This is a genomic window from Pseudarthrobacter sp. PvP004 (assembly GCF_017876035.1).
Taxonomy (GTDB): domain Bacteria; phylum Actinomycetota; class Actinomycetes; order Actinomycetales; family Micrococcaceae; genus Arthrobacter; species Arthrobacter aurescens_A.
On sequence record NZ_JAGINL010000001.1, the window covers coordinates 3,633,306 to 3,650,106 of the forward strand.

13 protein-coding genes and 1 pseudogene are annotated in these 16,801 nt (G+C 63.8%); 4 read left to right on the plus strand and 10 right to left on the minus strand.

The window, feature by feature from the left end:
• Positions 1–40 precede the first annotated feature (40 nt).
• Complete coding sequence (locus J3A64_RS16360) at positions 41–1,501, plus strand: amino acid permease (RefSeq protein WP_043805708.1); 1,461 nt, start codon at positions 41–43, stop codon at positions 1,499–1,501.
• A gap of 52 nt (positions 1,502–1,553) precedes the next feature.
• Here the strand turns inward: J3A64_RS16360 and J3A64_RS16365 are convergent.
• The 3 genes and pseudogenes from J3A64_RS16365 to J3A64_RS16375 form a co-directional block, all read right to left on the minus strand.
• Positions 1,554–2,998 (minus strand): annotated as a pseudogene (locus tag J3A64_RS16365) (DUF222 domain-containing protein).
• Positions 2,999–3,120: 122 nt separating this feature from the next.
• A complete protein-coding gene (locus J3A64_RS16370) occupies positions 3,121–3,870 on the minus strand; it encodes a 3-hydroxybutyrate dehydrogenase (protein WP_210064930.1) in 750 nt (249 codons plus the stop codon).
• Positions 3,871–3,874: 4 nt separating this feature from the next.
• Positions 3,875–5,263: an MFS transporter gene (locus J3A64_RS16375; protein ID WP_210064932.1), complete on the minus strand. Its 1,389-nt coding sequence runs from the start codon at positions 5,261–5,263 to the stop codon at positions 3,875–3,877.
• Between the two features lie 137 nt (positions 5,264–5,400).
• Between J3A64_RS16375 and J3A64_RS16380 the strand changes: the two genes are divergently transcribed.
• Entirely contained in the window at positions 5,401–6,297 is an 897-nt protein-coding gene (locus J3A64_RS16380) for a LysR family transcriptional regulator (protein ID WP_210064934.1), read from the plus strand.
• A gap of 13 nt (positions 6,298–6,310) precedes the next feature.
• Here the strand turns inward: J3A64_RS16380 and J3A64_RS16385 are convergent, their stop codons facing one another.
• The 6 genes from J3A64_RS16385 to J3A64_RS16410 all read right to left on the minus strand — a co-directional run bounded on the left by J3A64_RS16385 (position 6,311) and on the right by J3A64_RS16410 (position 12,209).
• The gene (locus J3A64_RS16385) at positions 6,311–7,153 is read right to left on the minus strand and encodes an ABC transporter ATP-binding protein (RefSeq protein WP_286176367.1); all 843 of its coding nucleotides are present in this window, start codon (positions 7,151–7,153) and stop codon (positions 6,311–6,313) included.
• A gap of 23 nt (positions 7,154–7,176) precedes the next feature.
• The gene (locus J3A64_RS16390) at positions 7,177–8,265 is read right to left on the minus strand and encodes an iron chelate uptake ABC transporter family permease subunit (protein ID WP_210064938.1); all 1,089 of its coding nucleotides are present in this window, start codon (positions 8,263–8,265) and stop codon (positions 7,177–7,179) included.
• Complete coding sequence (locus J3A64_RS16395; protein WP_011773148.1) at positions 8,262–9,374, minus strand: iron chelate uptake ABC transporter family permease subunit; 1,113 nt, start codon at positions 9,372–9,374, stop codon at positions 8,262–8,264. Before J3A64_RS16395 ends, J3A64_RS16390 begins: the two co-directional genes overlap by 4 nt.
• Complete coding sequence (locus J3A64_RS16400; RefSeq protein ID WP_210064940.1) at positions 9,375–10,256, minus strand: siderophore-interacting protein; 882 nt, start codon at positions 10,254–10,256, stop codon at positions 9,375–9,377.
• Complete coding sequence (locus J3A64_RS16405; RefSeq protein ID WP_014920515.1) at positions 10,253–11,185, minus strand: ABC transporter substrate-binding protein; 933 nt, start codon at positions 11,183–11,185, stop codon at positions 10,253–10,255. Before J3A64_RS16405 ends, J3A64_RS16400 begins: the two co-directional genes overlap by 4 nt.
• 145 nt (positions 11,186–11,330) lie before the next feature.
• The gene (locus J3A64_RS16410) at positions 11,331–12,209 is read right to left on the minus strand and encodes an AraC family transcriptional regulator (protein WP_286176368.1); all 879 of its coding nucleotides are present in this window, start codon (positions 12,207–12,209) and stop codon (positions 11,331–11,333) included.
• A gap of 40 nt (positions 12,210–12,249) precedes the next feature.
• Between J3A64_RS16410 and J3A64_RS16415 the strand changes: the two genes are divergently transcribed.
• Positions 12,250–14,037 (plus strand): ABC transporter ATP-binding protein, encoded by a 1,788-nt coding sequence (locus J3A64_RS16415; protein WP_286176369.1) that lies wholly within the window; start codon positions 12,250–12,252, stop codon positions 14,035–14,037.
• Entirely contained in the window at positions 14,034–15,788 is a 1,755-nt protein-coding gene (locus J3A64_RS16420; protein WP_210064944.1) for an ABC transporter ATP-binding protein, read from the plus strand. Before J3A64_RS16415 ends, J3A64_RS16420 begins: the two co-directional genes overlap by 4 nt.
• On the opposite strand, the gene J3A64_RS16425 is transcribed toward J3A64_RS16420, so the two are convergent.
• Positions 15,771–16,691 carry a spermidine synthase gene (locus J3A64_RS16425; protein ID WP_014920511.1) on the minus strand — a complete coding sequence of 307 codons (921 nt, stop codon included), beginning with the start codon at positions 16,689–16,691 and terminating at the stop codon, positions 15,771–15,773. The genes J3A64_RS16420 and J3A64_RS16425 overlap by 18 nt on opposite strands.
• Positions 16,692–16,801 lie beyond the last annotated feature (110 nt).

A 16,801-nucleotide genomic window follows, 5' to 3' on the forward strand; every position in this document is an offset into this window, starting at 1 on the left:
CTGGATAGCGATCCCCTCCCAAAGACGAGAAGGTTTTACTATGCAACAAACCAAGCTGGCTGTGGAGAGCTCTGTCCTCCAGGCCGCGGGTACGGCGCTCAGCCGAGGCCTCAACGTCCGTCACATTCGCTTCATGGCGCTCGGATCTGCGATCGGCACCGGCCTTTTCTACGGCTCCGCCTCCGCCATCCAGAAAGCCGGCCCCGCCGTCCTGCTGGCCTACATCATCGGCGGCGCGGCCGTGTTCATGGTGATGCGAGCACTGGGCGAAATGGCTGTCCGACACCCCGTGTCGGGCTCCTTCGGCCAGTACGCGTCCAAGTATCTGGGACCGTTCGCGGGCTTTGTGACCGGTTGGACTTATGTGTTCGAGATGGCGATCGTGGCCATCGCCGATGTCACAGCCTTCAGTATCTATATGGGCTTTTGGTTCCCACAGGTGGACAGATGGATCTGGGTGCTCGCGATCATCCTGTTTCTGGGCGCCATGAACCTGCTCAGCGTGAAGGTGTTCGGCGAGCTCGAGTTCTGGTTCTCGCTGATCAAGGTGGTGGCGATTATCGCCATGATCGTCGGCGGTGCAGCGATCGTCGTGTTCGGCTTCCAAACGGGCGACGGCGGTGGCGTGGCACCGGGACTCGGGAACCTCGTGAATCACGGCGGTTTGTTCCCCAATGGTTTCGAGGGGCTCCTGGCCGCGTTCGCCGTCGTGATGTTTGCCTTTGGCGGGATCGAGACGATCGGTATCACGGCGGGCGAGGCCACGAACCCCAAGAAGGTCATCCCGCAAGCAGTTAATACTGTGCCCGTCCGCGTTTTGTTGTTCTACGTACTGACTTTGGGCGTGCTGATGAGCATCTTCCCGTGGAATGAAATCGGCAGCAGCGGCAGTCCGTTCGTGCAGATCTTCGATGGTTTGGGCATCCCGGCCGCCCCGCATATCCTCAACGCCGTGGTCATTACCGCCGCGCTCTCGGCGATCAACAGCGACATCTTCGGTGCTGGCCGCATCCTGTTCGGACTGGCCCAGCAGGGACACGCGCCCAAGAGCTTCAGCAAGATCTCCCGGCATGGTGTTCCGTGGATGACCGTGGTGATGATGGGCGGGATCCTGCTGGTGGGCGTCGTATTGAACGCTGTCATTCCGGAGGACGTATTCGTGCTCATTGCCTCGATCGCTACCTTCGCCACCGTGTGGGTTTGGGTGATGATCCTCGCTTCGCACGTCGCCATGAAGCGGGAGATCAAGCGCAAGGGCCTGCCGGCGTCGGAATTCGGTTCGCCTCTGTGGCCTGTTGCGTCCATTCTCACCATGGCGTTCATGGCCATGGTGATCGTGATCCTGGGTGTCTTCGAGGACACGCGTGTTGCCTTGTACGTTGGCGGAACCTGGCTGGTGCTGCTGTTCGTGGCCTACAAGCTGTGGGTCCGCGGTGGCGGATTGCTCAGGGCAGAGCTGGTGGACGAGACCGCGCAAATGCCCATTGTGAAGGCACCCTAGTTTGCTGGCCGGGCTGTAGTTTGCTGGCCGGGCTGTCGTTTGCTGGCCGCGTCTAGTTTCTGAGGCGCGTGGACTTGTGCCCCGGCAGCGGTGGCGCTTTGGATTTGTAGCTATGCCCGGTGGGAGTGCTGACACGGATGGTGTGCACGTCACCGGGCATGCTCTTTGCGGTCCAGCCCGGATTCTCCTTGGTGTGGTTGCAGGCTTCGCAAAGCCCGGCCCCATTGTTGAGGTGGGTGCTGCCTTCTGAATGCCAGGGAATGACGTGGTCGATGTGCCGGATGGGCGCGTCACAATACGGGGTACGGCATGTGTTGTCCCGGATGTGGATGAAGCGTCTCAACTTTTGGGGGAAGAACCGTGCTTTTGAGTCCATCGTCAGGAGCTCGCCGCTGCGGGGAGCTGTGTAGAGGCGGCGGAGCAGCACTCTTAATTCGCTGCGGTCCGCGGACTCCAGGTTCCAATGAAGCTGATCCTCATACCCGGATTGTTCCTCAACCAGAAGCGCCCTTGCCCATTCAGCGGGTACGATTCCGTAGCCTTCGAGCCGCGCGGGCTCGGGGTCCCCTTGAAAGAGCGTGCGATCGGTCATGACGAGGTTGAGGTTGATGCCCGCGACACCACCCGACGTGCCCGTAACGCGTTCGGTCAGGGTGTCAGCCATGACTTGGCCGCGGGTCCGCGCGTCCCCGCTGGAACGGACGGAGTCCGCTGTCCGGGCCAGCGCTGCATAGACGGCCACGCCTTGGGCGACCGGGAGCAGTGCGGTGAGGTACGTCATGGTGTCTGGCGCAGGACGGAGGCTGACCGTACGTTCCGTAGCTGCACGGCTGGCTCGCTGTGCCACAGACCGCGGGTCACAACGATATGCGGCGGCTTTGCGGCGGCGATGATGGCCTTGTCTCCGGTCCCATCGAAGGTCCCGGCGTTCGGGGCGAGTTCCTCGTCCACCGCTGCCCGGTCCTCAACGGACAGGCAGGCTGTTTCCTTCACGAGCAGCGTGGCCCGCCACTCGTTCAACTGGCCCGACTCCAGTGCTGCCATGGTTCGCGGCATCTCCGTGACAAGCGCTTTGGCAAAGCCAAAGAGTCTGGATCCTTTATTCGGTTATTCCCGCCGTGCCAACGCCACCTGCGCAGCAACGCCCATGCCACGCTCTGCCGCGGGAACCCCGGCCTGGGCCTGCTCGGCCCTCTGCGCCAGATCAAACGCCACCGCAACCCGGGCTTGCCGGGCTGAAATGGCAGACTTCAGGTCCTCAAGATCGCGCAATTCATCAATCAGCGCCGAGCTATCGGCGGTGATCTGAAGTGACCCCAGCTCAAGGATGAGCTCCCGGATGCCCCGTCCGCTAACTGCCACTCCAGACGCCACCGCCCCGGGAGGTGCAGAAGGCAGGACACGGGCTGGTAAAGCCAGTGGCGAAGCCACTGCTGCCTCCTGCGATCCCCGAATTCCGCCCATAAAGCTACTCTTCCAGGGACCCCGGCCGAACATCAGACCTGTAGTTGTCTATGTGGAAAACCCCACAAACGCCCGCGTCGCAGCAAACGTTTGAAGCGCACCCGCGCCGAGATGGCAGTTAATGCCATCTCGGCGAAAGGGTGGGCGCGGCAGGGCTACCGAGCCGACCATCCACCATCCATGGTGTAGCTCGCACCGGTAACCATGCCGGCGTCGTCGGAGGCTATCCACGCTGCCAACGACGCAACTTCCTCCACCTCCACCAACCGCTTCACCGCGGACTCCGTCAGCATCACCTTGGCCAAAACCTCGGCCTCGGGGATGCCGTGGAGCCGGGCTTGATCGGCAATCTGGCGTTCCACCAAGGGGGTCCGAACGTACCCGGGGTTGATGCAGTTGGACGTGACCCCGCGCTCGCCGCCCTCCAAGGCAGTGACCTTGCTGAGTCCCTCGAGGCCGTGCTTGGCGGACACGTACGCGCTCTTGTAGGCCGAGGCGCGGAGCCCGTGGACCGACGAGATGTTGATGATCCGGCCGAACCCGTTGGCGTACATGTGCGGGAGGGCGGCCCTGATGAGGAGGAACGGGGCCTCCAGCATCAGGGCCAGGATCCGCCGGAACTCGGCGGGTTCGAACTCCTCTATCGGCGCAACTTTCTGGATCCCTGCGTTGTTGACCAGGATGCCGCAGTCGAGGCTCAGGGCGGCCAGCGCGTCCACGTCCAACAGGTCCACCGTCCAGGCTGTGCCGCCCAGCTCATCGGCGAGCGCCGCAGCTCCGGAGGCATCGACGTCGGCCACTACTACTTTCGCTCCGCGGGCGGCGAGCGCCCGGGCGCAGGCGGCCCCGATTCCGCTGGCGCCGCCGGTCACCAGTGCTTTGCGTCCGTTCAAGGAGTTGTCCATCAAATTAGCCCTTCGCTGCTGAAGACGTAGTCAGTCCATGCCGGATTGCGTCCGCCTCGTCCACCTCTTGCAGCGCGATGCCCCTGGTTTCCTTGAGTGAAACAACGGCGACGACGGTGATGGCGCAGGCGACTACAAGGTAGATCGCTGTGGGAACCCATGAGCCGGTGTCCTTGAGCCACTGGGTCGCCAGCAGTGGGGCGAGTGAGCCGGCGAAGATGGACGTGACCTGCGAGCCGAGCGAGACACCGGAGTAGCGCATGCGGGTGGGGAAGAGCTCGGACATGATGGCCGGCTGCCCCGCGTACATGAAAGCGTGGAGGCACAGGCCGATGGTCACGGCCAGCACAATCACTACGGCGTTCTTGGTGTCGAACATGGGGAATGCGAAGAACGGCCAGGTTGCGCCGGTGATTGCGCCCACCAGGTAGACGGGCTTGCGTCCCCACGAATCCACCAGGCGTCCCACCTGCGGGATGACCAGGAAGTGGATCACATGGGCGATCAGGAGCGCCAGAAGGAGCGAGGAAGTGTCGTACTTGTGGACGCTCTTGAGGTAGACAATCGCGAAGCTCACCACGAGGTAGTACATGATGTTCTCGGCGAAGCGGAGGCCCATGGCCTGCAAGATGCCCTTGGGGTACTTGCGGATGACCTCGCCAACACCGTAGCTGATGGCCTTGGACTCCTGCACCTGTGCCTTGGCTTCGAGGAAGATCGGGGCTTCGGTGACGTGGGTGCGGATGTAGTAGCCAACGAACACGATCACTGCAGAAAGCCAGAACGCTACGCGCCAGCCCCAGCCGAGGAAGGCTTCGCTGCTCAGTGTGGTGGACATGACGAACAGGACCAGCGTGGCCAGGAGGTTACCCACCGGCACGGCTGCCTGCGGCCAGGATGACCAGAAACCGCGGGACTTGTTGGGGCTGTGCTCAGCCACCAGCAGGACAGCACCGCCCCATTCGCCACCGAGCGCGAAGCCTTGGATGAAGCGAAGAGCAACCAGCATGGCCGGTGCCCAGTAGCCGATTTCCATGAAGCCGGGGAGGCAGCCCATCAGGAATGTCGAGACGCCCACAATCACGATGGTCAGCTGCAGGGTAGGTTTGCGTCCCAGCTTGTCGCCGATCTGGCCGAAGACGATGCCACCCAGCGGACGGGCCACGAAACCAACGGCGTACGTGATGAAGGCCTGGATGATGCCGTCCAGTTCGTTGCCCGTGCTCGGGAAGAAGTACTTGCCGAAAACCAGCGTGGCGGCAGTGGCGTACAGGAAGAACTCGTACCACTCCACCACCGTGCCCACCATCGATGCGGCGACGATCTTCTTGAGTCCGGAACCTTCGCCGGCGCCTTTCCCTGCTCTTGATGCGGAGCGCTGCTCTACGCTCATATCCATCTCCTCAGTGTCCTCTTTGACCCTCTTGAACGTGATGTGATCCACAACACGAAATGCTCCACTGAGTATTGCTGCAGATTCTTCCGCACTCAATGACCAAAGTGGCACTGAGTATGTGCAAAATTGCAGATATGAATCCGAACCCCGACGACCTCCTCATCTTGCTTACCGTCTCACGTTCAGGAAGATTTACGACGGCGGCCCAAGCCTTGGGACTCAACCACACCACCGTTTCGCGCAGGATAGCGGCGCTGGAGAAAGCGCTTGGGGGCCGGGTCCTCGCGCGCGCGGCTGGTGGTTGGGAGGTAACGGAGCTGGGAGCGGAAGCGGTGCTGGTCGCGGAACGGATCGAAGCGGCGGTGGGCGCGCTGGGACCGAGCGACCGCGCACCCGACCCCATTACCGGCGTCGTACGCATGACCGCAACTGATGGCTTCAGCGCCTATATCGCGGCACCTGCCGTGGCCCGTTTGAGAAGGGAGCATCCGGGACTCAGCGTCGAGATCGTCACTGTGACACGGCGGGCGTTGCAACAGCGATCGGGCCTGGACATCGAGGTGGTGGTGGGGACGCCGCAGGTGCACCGGGCCGAGGCGATCCGGCTCGGTGAGTACCGGCTGGGGATGTACGCGTCCCGCGCCTATTTGAAAGACAACGGAACGCCGTCCAGCATCGAGGAGCTCACGCAGCACCAACTGGTGTACTTTGTGGACTCCATGCTGCAAGTGGATGACTTGGATGCTCCCCGCAGGCTGGTCCCAGCCATGCGCGACGGCCTGAGTTCAACCAATGTGTTCGTGCATGTTGAGGCTACCCGTGCCGGGGCGGGCGTGGGATTCCTGCCGTGCTTCATGGCCGATCGGCACAGTGATTTGGTGCGGCTCCTGCCAGCGGACTTCGCGGAGCTCCTGCCCTACTGGATGGTCCTCCGCCCCGACTCCATGCGCCGCCCCGCAGTTGCCGCCGTCGTGCAGGCCTTGCGGGAGGAGACGGAGCAGCGTCGGGAGGAGTTGCTGGGCGCGGAATAGCGCAAGGGGGAAATCACGACCCCAAGGGGATTACCAGCGGCGTGTGGCTCACAGGATCGTCGATGACTACGCACGGCAGGCCAAATACGTGCTCCACCAACTCGGCCGTGACCACGTCGGCGGGCCGGCCCTCGGCAACCACCGCGCCGTCCTTCATCGCGATGAGGTGCGTTGCGTAGCGGCAGGCGTGGTTGAGGTCGTGCAGCACGGCCACCAAGGTATTGCCCTCGCCGTTAAGCCGCCGGAACAGCTCAAGGAGCTCGATCTGGTGCGCGATATCCAGGAACGTGGTGGGCTCGTCCAGGAGCAATAAAGGGGTTTGCTGTGCCAGCACCATGGCCACCCACACGCGTTGCCGCTGCCCACCGGAGAGTTCGTCCACCAAGCGACCGGACAGCGACGTTACGTTGGTGGCCTCCAACGCAGCAACTACTGCGGCTTCATCGGATTCGGACCATTGACGCAACAGCTTCTGGTGCGGGTAGCGTCCACGGGCAACAAGGTCGGCCACGGTGATTCCGTCGGGCGCAATGGATGTCTGCGGCAACAAACCGAGACGCCGGGCGACTTCCTTGGCTCCGTAGGACGAAATGTTCTTGCCGTCCAACACAACGGAACCGGAGGAAGGTTCCAGCAACCGGGACAACGCCCGCAACAGTGTTGACTTACCGCAGGCATTCGGGCCCACGATCACTGTGAACTCGCCGTCGGGAATGCGGACATCGAGCGCCGAGGACACCGTGCGGCCAGCGTATCCGAGGCTCACATTATCGGCCCTGAGGCGCGAACCCACGCCAGAGCAGACCCGGGAAGGCCGCGAGCCTGCCGATCCCGGTTCAACCAACACGTTAGTCATGGCAATCTCCTTCAAGTCGTCACTCATTGCCGCTTCACCTCACGGGCAAGTAGCCACACGAGGTAGCACCCACCGATGCTGACGGTCACTACACCCACGGGCAATTGGACGGGCGCGAAAAGGTTCTGGGCCACGATGTCGCTGGCCACCAGCAGGAACGCACCCATGGCGGCCGATGGAACCATTGCCACAGAAGCGGACCGGGTCAGTCGCCGAGCAAGTTGAGGGGCGGCCAAGGAAACAAACGCGATCGGGCCGGCAGCAGCGGTGACCATTGCCGTCAAAGCCACGCCCACCACTGCGAGGACCAGCCGCGAGCCTTCCAGCCGAACGCCCAAGGCCCGGGCGGCGTCGTCGCCCATTTCCAACAGGCCCAGTCGCCTACCGTAGAAAGACAGCACAGCCAGCAGCGCCATGAAGATGACCACCACAGGCAACACCTGATCCCACGAAACTTTGTTCAGGGAACCAGCGCCCCAGACGGCCGCGGACATGGCCTGTTCCAGGGAGGCTTTGAGGATCATGAAGGTGTTCACCGACGCCAACATGGCGCTCATAGCGATGCCGGCGATGATGAGCCGGAAACCCTGGATGCCCTTCTTGTAAGCGAATACGTACACGAGCGCCGCCGTCACCAGCCCACCCACCAACGCACCGGCAGACACCGCGTAGTAACCGCCGCCCATCAGCAGGATGACCACCAGCGCGCCGGTGTATGCACCGGTGTTGAAGCCGATCACGTCCGGACTTCCCAGTGCGTTTCGGGTCAGCGACTGGAAGATTGCCCCGCTAACCCCCATGGCCGCCCCCAATAACAGGGCCAGGAGGACGCGGGGCAATCTCCACTCCACCACCACCATGTGCACGGCGCCGCCGGATTGGCCCAGCAGCGCAGAAACAACGTCCGGTACCGCCACGCTGAACTCGCCCAGGCCAAGGGCGACGACGGCGAGCGCCAGGGCGGCCGTGACGAGGACGGCGGTGACAATCAGGGTGCGGACGTCGATGCGGAGTGAGACGCGCCCGCCGAAGCGGCGGACGGAGAGGGTCTGCCTGCCAAAGTCAACGGGCGCCGCTTGCTCAACCGGGGTAGCTGACTCAACCGAAATCACAAGGTGCTCACTTTCCGGCGTCGGATGAGCCAGATGAGGACGGGCGCGCCAACAAATGCGGTGATGATTCCAACCTGCATCTCGCCGGGACGGAGAACAAGGCGCCCCAGGATGTCGGACACCAACAGCAGCACGGGAGACAGCACCAGCGTGTAGGCCAGGATCCATCGCTGGTCCGGACCAACAATCCATCGGGCAACGTGCGGGACCATGAGCCCCACGAATCCGATGGGGCCCGCGGCTGCGGTCGCGGCGCCGCAGAGCAGGGTCACTGAAACGATGGTCCAGACGCGGGTGCTCACAATGTTGGCCCCGAGTGACTTGGCGGTGTCGTCGCCCATGGCCACGGCGTTCAAGGGCCGGGCCATGGCAAGGGCGATGAGCGTTCCAACAAGGATGAACGGCGCCACGGTGGTGAAGATCTCCCACGTACGGTTGCTGAGGGTGCCGGCGCTCCAACTGCGCATGCTGTCAAAAACGGCCGGGCGAAGCAGCGTGATGCCGGACGATATCCCGCCCAGGACTGCCCCGAGGGCAACTCCGGCAAGGGTGAGGCGGAGCGGGGTTGCGCCGCCCCTCCCCCGTGAACCGATGAAGTACACAGCCACGGTGGCCACCACTGCACCCGCGAAGGAGAACCAGATGTACTCCTGGATGCTGGTGACGCCGAAGATCGCCACTCCAAGGACCACGGAGAACCCCGCGCCCGCGTTGACGCCCAGGATGCCGGGGTCCGCCAACGGGTTGCGGGTCAACGCCTGGATGAGTGCCCCGGACAAGCCGAGGGCAACCGCGACCACCACGCCAGTGACAGTCCGTGGCAGGCGGAGATCGTGGATGATGACGTGTTCCGGCGAGCCATCGTAGGCGGTGATCGCGGGCCAGAGAGCGGCCAAGTCAACGTCCTTGGACCCCACCACCAGGCTCAGCCACAGGACCAGGGCCAGCGCGGCGAGTGCTGTGAGCAATCCCAGCAGGCGGTACCGGTTCACGGCCACCAACCCTGCCGACGCCGAGGGTGGCGGGGAGTCCCCGGCAACCGGCACCGCGTCTGGCAGCTCGACCGCCGCCGCAGTTGCCGAGCGCGGCGCCATGGTCCCGGACGCCATTTAGAGGCCCAGCAATTCGAACTTGGCGTCCTGAAGGTCCACGATTTCCTCGCGATCCCACTTCTCGTTGGACCACAGTTCGTCAAACCAGCGGCGCGTTTGGGCGTCGAGATTTTCCCAGCGCTCTTCCCAGGCTTCGCTCTTGTCCGTCCAGTAGCCAATCAGCTTGTAGGACTCGGGCTTGAGCTTCTTGTCATGCCGGAGGTACTTGCGGATCCCGCGCAATACCTTGGTTTCGCCGGCGACCCAGATGTAGCCCACGCCGCCAGGCAATTCCATGGAGCGCAGAACCTCGTCCAAACGGGATTGGCTGTGGCCGTTCCCACCGTAAATCCAGGCAACCTCGGTTCCGGCGCCAAGGGTAAGTTCCTGCTGGTGCGACGGATCCTCCACTTCGATCAGGACCCGCGTCCGGACACCCGGCGGACTCTGCTCAACGAGCCGCGCGACGGCCGGGAGGCCCGTGGCGTCGGCGAGCAGGATCTGCCACTGCAGCCCGGCCGGCGGTTCATACAGTCCGGTTGGAGAGTTAAGTCCGACGACGTCGCCCGCTTGGGCGCGCCCGGCCCAGGAAGCTGCCAATCCGCCGTCGTGAACCACGAAGTCAATGTCCACGGTGCCTGCGCCGGCGTCCACCGCGCGGACCGTGTACGTCCGCATGGCGGACGGTTCGACGCCAGGCGACCAGTCCCACGAGTCCCCGGTGGAGATGGGCAGGCGGGCCTCATGGCAGCCCGGATCCGGCAAGAACACGCGAAGGTATTCGTCCCCGACTCCAGTGGTGTCGAAGCCGGCCAGCCCCGGACCGCCAAAGGTAATCCGGATCATTCCGGGGGTGAGCAGCAGTGTGGAAATGACCTCGGCACGGTAGATCCGCATCATGATAGGAGCGCCTTTTCAAACTTCTCCAGCAGGGCATACTGGCCGCTCGGGGAGCCGTAGATCATTTCGAGGTCGTAGGTGTGGATCTGCTTGTTGGCCACGAACGGCAGCGAGGTCCACAGTTTGTTGTTGGCCAGCGGAGCGAAGGCGTCCGGGTTTGCGCCGTCCTTCTCGGGAACCTCGGTGGTGATGATGGCGTCGATTCCGTTGAGCTGTTGGAGCTGCTCGGCACTGAGCTTGACACCTTCGCCGTCGGCTAGTGGGGAAACCTTCAGGCCCAGGTCCTTGATGACCAGGCACGGCGTCCCGTAGCAACTGACCGAAACTTGGTCTTCGTAGTAGTCCACCGGGCCAATCACCAGGTTGCTCTTGCCGGCATCGGCCAGGCGCTTCTTCACGTCGTCAACCTTTGCCTGGTACTTATCCATCCAGGCTTGGTACTGGTCGGTCTTGCCGAAAGCCTCGGCTACGGTCTTGAACTTGGTGCGCCAGTCGCTGCCGTCGAAGCCGTTGAAAGTGTAGGTGGGGGCGATGTCGGAGAGCTTGGCGTCAAGCTCCTTTTCGTAGCCCAGGCCGTTCAGGATCACGTCCGGCTGTGCTTTGAGGATGGCCTCAAAGTTGAACTCCGGGTAGTTGGTGAATGGGGTGATGCCCTTGAGTGCATCTTGGTCGAAGAAGTACGGGAAGCCCGTGTATCCGCTGTCCCGGATGGGCTGCTGGCTTGCGAGTGGTATGCCGAGCGTGATCAACATGTCCAGGTCCGTGGTGTACATGCCCAGGGCCTTCTTCGGCTCGGCCGGCATGACTACTTCCTTGACCTCACTTTGGACCGTCCGCGTTTCGGATTTGGTGGTGGCGCTGGCGTCAGTGGTGGCGCAGCCACTCAGGAGCAGGGCCGCGGAGGCCAGGGCCGCAACGGCGGCAGACATGGTTTTAGAGCGTGAAATCACTGCGGTCCTCTTGATTCTCAGGGGAGACGGAGAGCTCCCGGTAGCGGCCGCAGGTATCTCGACGGGCCGCCGAAGTTAGGTATACCTACCCTAACAACGCAAGGGGCTGAGGAGCCCCTGGATTCTACTCGGAACCGGCCAAAGAATGGCGGTTTCCGGCCTTAAGCGAGGACACGTACCAGCCGGGAGTGTGCCCCATCACCTTTCGGAACACCTGCACGAAGGCGCTCGGGTTGTTGTAACCCACCCTCCTGCTGACCGAGGAAACCGGGTAGCCGGCGGCCAGTAAACCCAGGGCAACCCGCACCCGGGCGTGGATGCGCCACTGGGCAAACGTCATCCCCGTTTCCTTGTGGAAGAGGCGGGACAAGTTGCGGACACTGATGGAAACCTGAACGCTCCACTCCTCCAGTGAACGGTCCAGGGCAGGATCATCCAGGAGGGCCCGGGCAATGAGCTCCAGGCGAGGGTCGGAGGGCATCGGCAACAGCATCGGCCTGGCATCCACTACATCCAACAGTCCCAGTACAACTTGCTCCGAACGTTTCCTGATGGAATCGTCCATGTCGAAGTTGCTCATGTGGCGCAGCAGCTCCTGAGCGGCCCTGGGCACAGTAACCGCCACGGTCCGGCTTGCCAGCTGCGGGGCCAGCTGCGGGGCGAGCTGCGGGGCGAGCTGCGTAGATATGTGCGAGCAGTAGAAGTCGGTCCCCTGCGTGGATTTCACCGCATGAACCACCCCTGCGGGAATCCACAACCCCAGGGTGGCCGGGACAGCAAAGAAGCCTCCGCCGGCCTCCACCGTCAGCACTCCGCGGGCACCCCAAAGCAGCTCATGGGTATCGTGGACGTGTTCAGTCCACGTCGCCGGCGTCGCGCACTCGAAATATCCCGTGTAAACGCCATAGTCCTGCGACATCGTCTCGCCCTCCACAGAAGCGTCCACCTGGATTTCCGAAGCTGGCGCGGTCTGTCCGGATTGCGATATAGCTTGGCGGGTCATCTGGCCTTCTCGAAGTTAGGTGAGCCTTACTATGGTAAGCATGCCCTCCAGTTCCGCCATTCCGTCCTGCCCGCCCGGACGTAACAAGCCAGCACCCTGGACGGTCTCCCGTCTCTTCACCTTCACTTTGTTCGCTAATCGCCGCTGGAAGCTGTTGCTGGTGGGCTGCGCGGGACTCGCCCTGCACCAGGTCAGCGAGGCTTTGGTGCCGGCAACCATCGGCGCCGCGGTGGACAACGCCATTCAACCGAACGACGCCGGCGCGCTCCTCGGATGGCTGGGCGCCCTGGCTGTGGTGTTCGTTGTGCTCGCTTTGTCGTGGCGTCTCGGCACCCTGGCCACTGAGCGATCCTTCAATTACGGCTCTCATGACCTCCGGCAACTGGTGGTGGAACGGACGCTTCACCACCGCGGTATGGCGGCCCGACGGGCACCCGGCGAAATCGTGGCCATTGCTTCTTCCGACGCCGACAGGGTGGCCGGGCTGTCCTGGCTGATCAGCGGCGGTCTGGCTGCAGCGGCCGGCGTGATCACCTCGGCCGTTACCCTCCTGCTGATCTCGGTGCCCCTGGGCCTTGCCGTTCTCTTGGCAACCCCGGTCATGCTGCTGGTGATGCACCGGCTCACCAAACCGCTTGAAAACCGCAGCGACATGGAGCAGTCCACGGCGGCTCGCGCCGGCGCCTTGGCCACCGATTTCATCACCGGCTCACGCCCCCTCAAGGGCCTTGGCGCCGAGGATGCAGCCATCGAGCGCTACCGCGCAGCGAGCCGGGAATCCCTCGCTTCGGCCCTGAAAGCCATCCGCGCCAAGTCCGCTTACACAGGAGCCAGCACGGCCTTGTCCGCAGCGTTCCTGGCCGGTATAGCCTTCTTCGCAGCTTGGTTCGCCGTCCAAGGAACCATCACGGTGGGGGAACTGGTGGCCGTTGTTGGCGTGGCCCAGTTCGTTCAGGGCCCCATGGCGTCGCTGGGCTTCCTCAGTGTGGAACTGGCACGCAAACGCGCCTCGGCAGCACGCATCGCTGTCCTGCTCGAGGAACCGGACGCCGTACCCGCCCCGGACGCGGAAGAACGTACGACGGCGGCAGCTGGCTCAGCAGCAACACTCACCTCCCCGGCGGAACCAGCTCCATATGGGCAACCAGCGCCGGTGCTCGAACTCAGCGACAAGGCAGGCAACAGCGTATTCCCGCCCTTCACTGCGTCAATCGGCGAAATCGTTGGCGTCGTTCTTCCGGACGGAGACCAAGCGCGGAAACTGGTTGACACTCTCGGCTTCCGCACACCGGCTCCCCTGGGTCTGATATCCATCGATGGCCGCGACGCCGCCCACCTTGATCCCCACCACGTCCGTTCACGGGTCTTTGCCGACAGCCACGATGGTGTCCTGTTCCGCGGCAGTGTCCGCGAAAACGTGGCAGTATCCAGCACCGAACTGGAGGAACGCGCCCTGGCGGCCGCCGCCGTCGGGGACTTCGTCTCGCAACTGCCGGAAGGCACGGAAACTGTTCTCACAGGGCACGGCCAGAGTCTCTCCGGAGGCCAGCGGCAGCGACTGGTGCTCGGCCGCTCGCTGCACCAAAAACAACCGGTTCTGGTGCTGCACGACCCCACTACCGCCGTCGATACCGCCACCGAAGCGGTGATCGCTGATGGCTTGCGGAACTTCCCGGACAAGGCCCTGGTGTTGGTGACAACGAGTCCCACTCTGCTGGCCATTTGCCATCGGGTGGTGATGGGCGGAACTGATGGGCCGCCTGCAACCGGTACGCACCGGGAGCTTCTTGCCACGTCCGCCAGCTACCGTGAGGTGGTGGGCTCATGAGCGCGGAAATCCTGCCCATTGCCACGCCACGCGAGACCCGGAAGGCAATGTGGCGCCTGCTGGCGCAACACCCGGGCAGGCTCACCCTGACCATCGTGGTGTTGCTGGCGGCGTCCTGTTGCGGCTTGGCGGCCCCGGCACTTCTGGGCGTGATGGTCAACATCGCGGCCTCGGGCGGGGACGTCTTGTCCCTGCTCTGGCTGGCAATCGGGCTGCTGGTTGCTGGTGGACTCGGCGCCCTGCTGGGCATTCTGGGCCAGAACCTGCTGGCGCGGATCTGCGAGGAAGCCCTCGCCGGACTGCGCGAGGAAGTGTTTGCCGCCGCCGCCCGGAAGCCGCTCGCCCAACTGGAAAAGGCGGGCATCGGCGACGTCGTGGCCCGCGTGTCCGGCGACGTTGAAGCCGTCAGCGAGGCCATCTCGGGCGTGCTTCCGGCGTTCACCAGCGCCGCCTTCACCATCGCCGTGACGCTGCTGGGCCTGGGCGTGATCGACTGGCGCTTCGCAGTGGCCGTGCTCGTTGCGGCGCCGCTGCAGGTCTTCACCCTGCGGTGGTTCCTCAAGCGAACCGCGCCCATCTACCGGACCGTGCGGATCACCGAGGCCAACCGGACCGAGCAGATCATCGAGACCGTGCATGGTTCGCCGTCCGTTGTGGCGTTGGGCCTCGGGTCGCGGCATGCGGATCTTGTGGCGGCAGCCTCCCACGAAAACATCGGCCATTCGATGCGCGGGGTGGGTTACCTGACCCGCTTCTACAACCGCCTCAACTTGGCCGAACTCATCGGTTTGTCCGCGGTCCTGGTGGTGGGGTTCTGGCTCCACGCCGAGGGCGCCGTCACCATCGGCGCGGCGACGGCAGCAGCACTGTACTTCTACCGGCTCTTCGATCCGATCGGGCTGGTTCTGGGGCAGTTCGATGAGCTTCAAAAAGCCGCAGCCGGATTGGGCAGGATGTTCGGGCTCACCATGTCTGCGGGGCGAACCACTGCCCGGCCCTCGCCAGCGGCCGCTGATGCCGGCATCGTCCTGGACGACGTCACCTTCGCCTACCCCGGCCAGCGGCCCGCGCTCCACGGCGTCTCCCTCACGGTGCAACCCGGGGAGCGAGTGGCCATTGTGGGCACCTCAGGCGCCGGCAAGACCACCCTCGCCAAAGTCATCATGGGCTTGGAACACCCCCACAGCGGAACAGCATGGGTGGGCGGGCTGGACTCAGCCGCTGGTGCCCCGGCGGAGCTGCACGAGCGCATTGCCATGGTCAGCCAGGAGGTGCACGTCTTCTCGGGCACACTCGCCGAGGACCTCAGGCTCGCCAAACCGGACGCGGCCGCCGATGAGCTTGCGCACGTGCTGGAGACAGTTGGGGCGACTTGGGTTGAAACGCTCGACGACGGACTGGACACCTCCGTAGGCGCCGGCGGCCACCAGCTCACTCCGGAGCAGGCGCAGCAATTGGCCCTCGCGCGTTTGATGCTGAAAGACCCACCCATCGCGGTCCTGGACGAAGCTACTGCTGAGGCCGGAACCGGATCGGCCCACATGCTGGATCAGGCTGCCGAAGCAGCATTGGCCGGAAGGACCTCAGTGGTGATCGCGCACCGCTTGTCCCAAGCAGCCTCGGCTGACACCGTGGTGGTCATGGAGCAGGGGCGGATTGTCGAGTCGGGTTCCCATCAGGAACTGCTGGCAGTCGGCGGGCGCTACGCTCACCTGTGGGAAGCCTGGAACAGTTCACTCAGCCGCAACTGAAGGTTCGTCTGCGGCCACAGTAACGGGATCGTGCCGGACCGGGATTCCTTGGGCGAAGGCCCGCACTTTGGCGTCGTCCCACATGTGCGCGGGAACGCCTCCTCCCAGGAGCTTGCGGGCGAGGGTGGGGTCGTCGCCGAACGGTGCGTGGCTGCCGGCCATGATCATGTTGCCGTAGCGTCGCCCCTTGAGCATGGCGGGATCGGCAATGATCATGGTGTGTTCGAAGGTGGCTGCGATGGTGGCGGCGTCGGCCCGGGCGTTCTTGAGGTCCGGTGCATCGCCGGAATTGACCACATACAGTCCATCCGGGGCCAGGACCGAGTCCGCATGCGCGGTGAACTCCCTGGTGGTCAGGGCCCGGGGCGTGAAGGCTCCTGCGAAGACATCGCGAATGATGAGGTCCCGGGTGTCCGGCGTTAGCGACTCGGTCACCTCACGGGCTTCGCCCACACGGATGCGCAGCAAGGGGGCCTTGGGCAAGTCGAACCAGCCGCGAACATAATCGGCCAGTTTCCCGTCGAGCTCCACAACCACCTGCCGCGCTTCCGGATAGGCGGCGTGGAAGTACCGCGCCATGGAGCATGCTCCCCCGCCCAAGTGCAGGGCACGCAGTTTCGGTTTCTGTTCCCGGGGCCAGCGCGACTCCACCAGCGCCGCAATCCAGCGCATGTATTCGAAGTCGAGGAACAGCGGGTCAGCAAGGTCAATGTGCGAGCTCATGACTCCGTTGATCTTCAGGAGCCAGCCGTTGGAGTTGTCCTGGTCCTGCAGTAACTCGCAGTCGCCGGTATCGATGTAGTAGACCCCCGCCACCGGACCGTCGGGGCGGGTGCCTGTGGGCACCTCGACGACTCCCGCCGTCGACCTTTGCGACTTACTGATCCTGCCGCGTTTTGCCACTATTTCCGCCCTGCCTGAGTCATGCTTCAAGCCTAGTGGAGCGCCGCATTACTCCGAACGGTCACACAAGTAGTAAGGATGCTTACAGTTTTGCTGTTTGCGCCATAAGA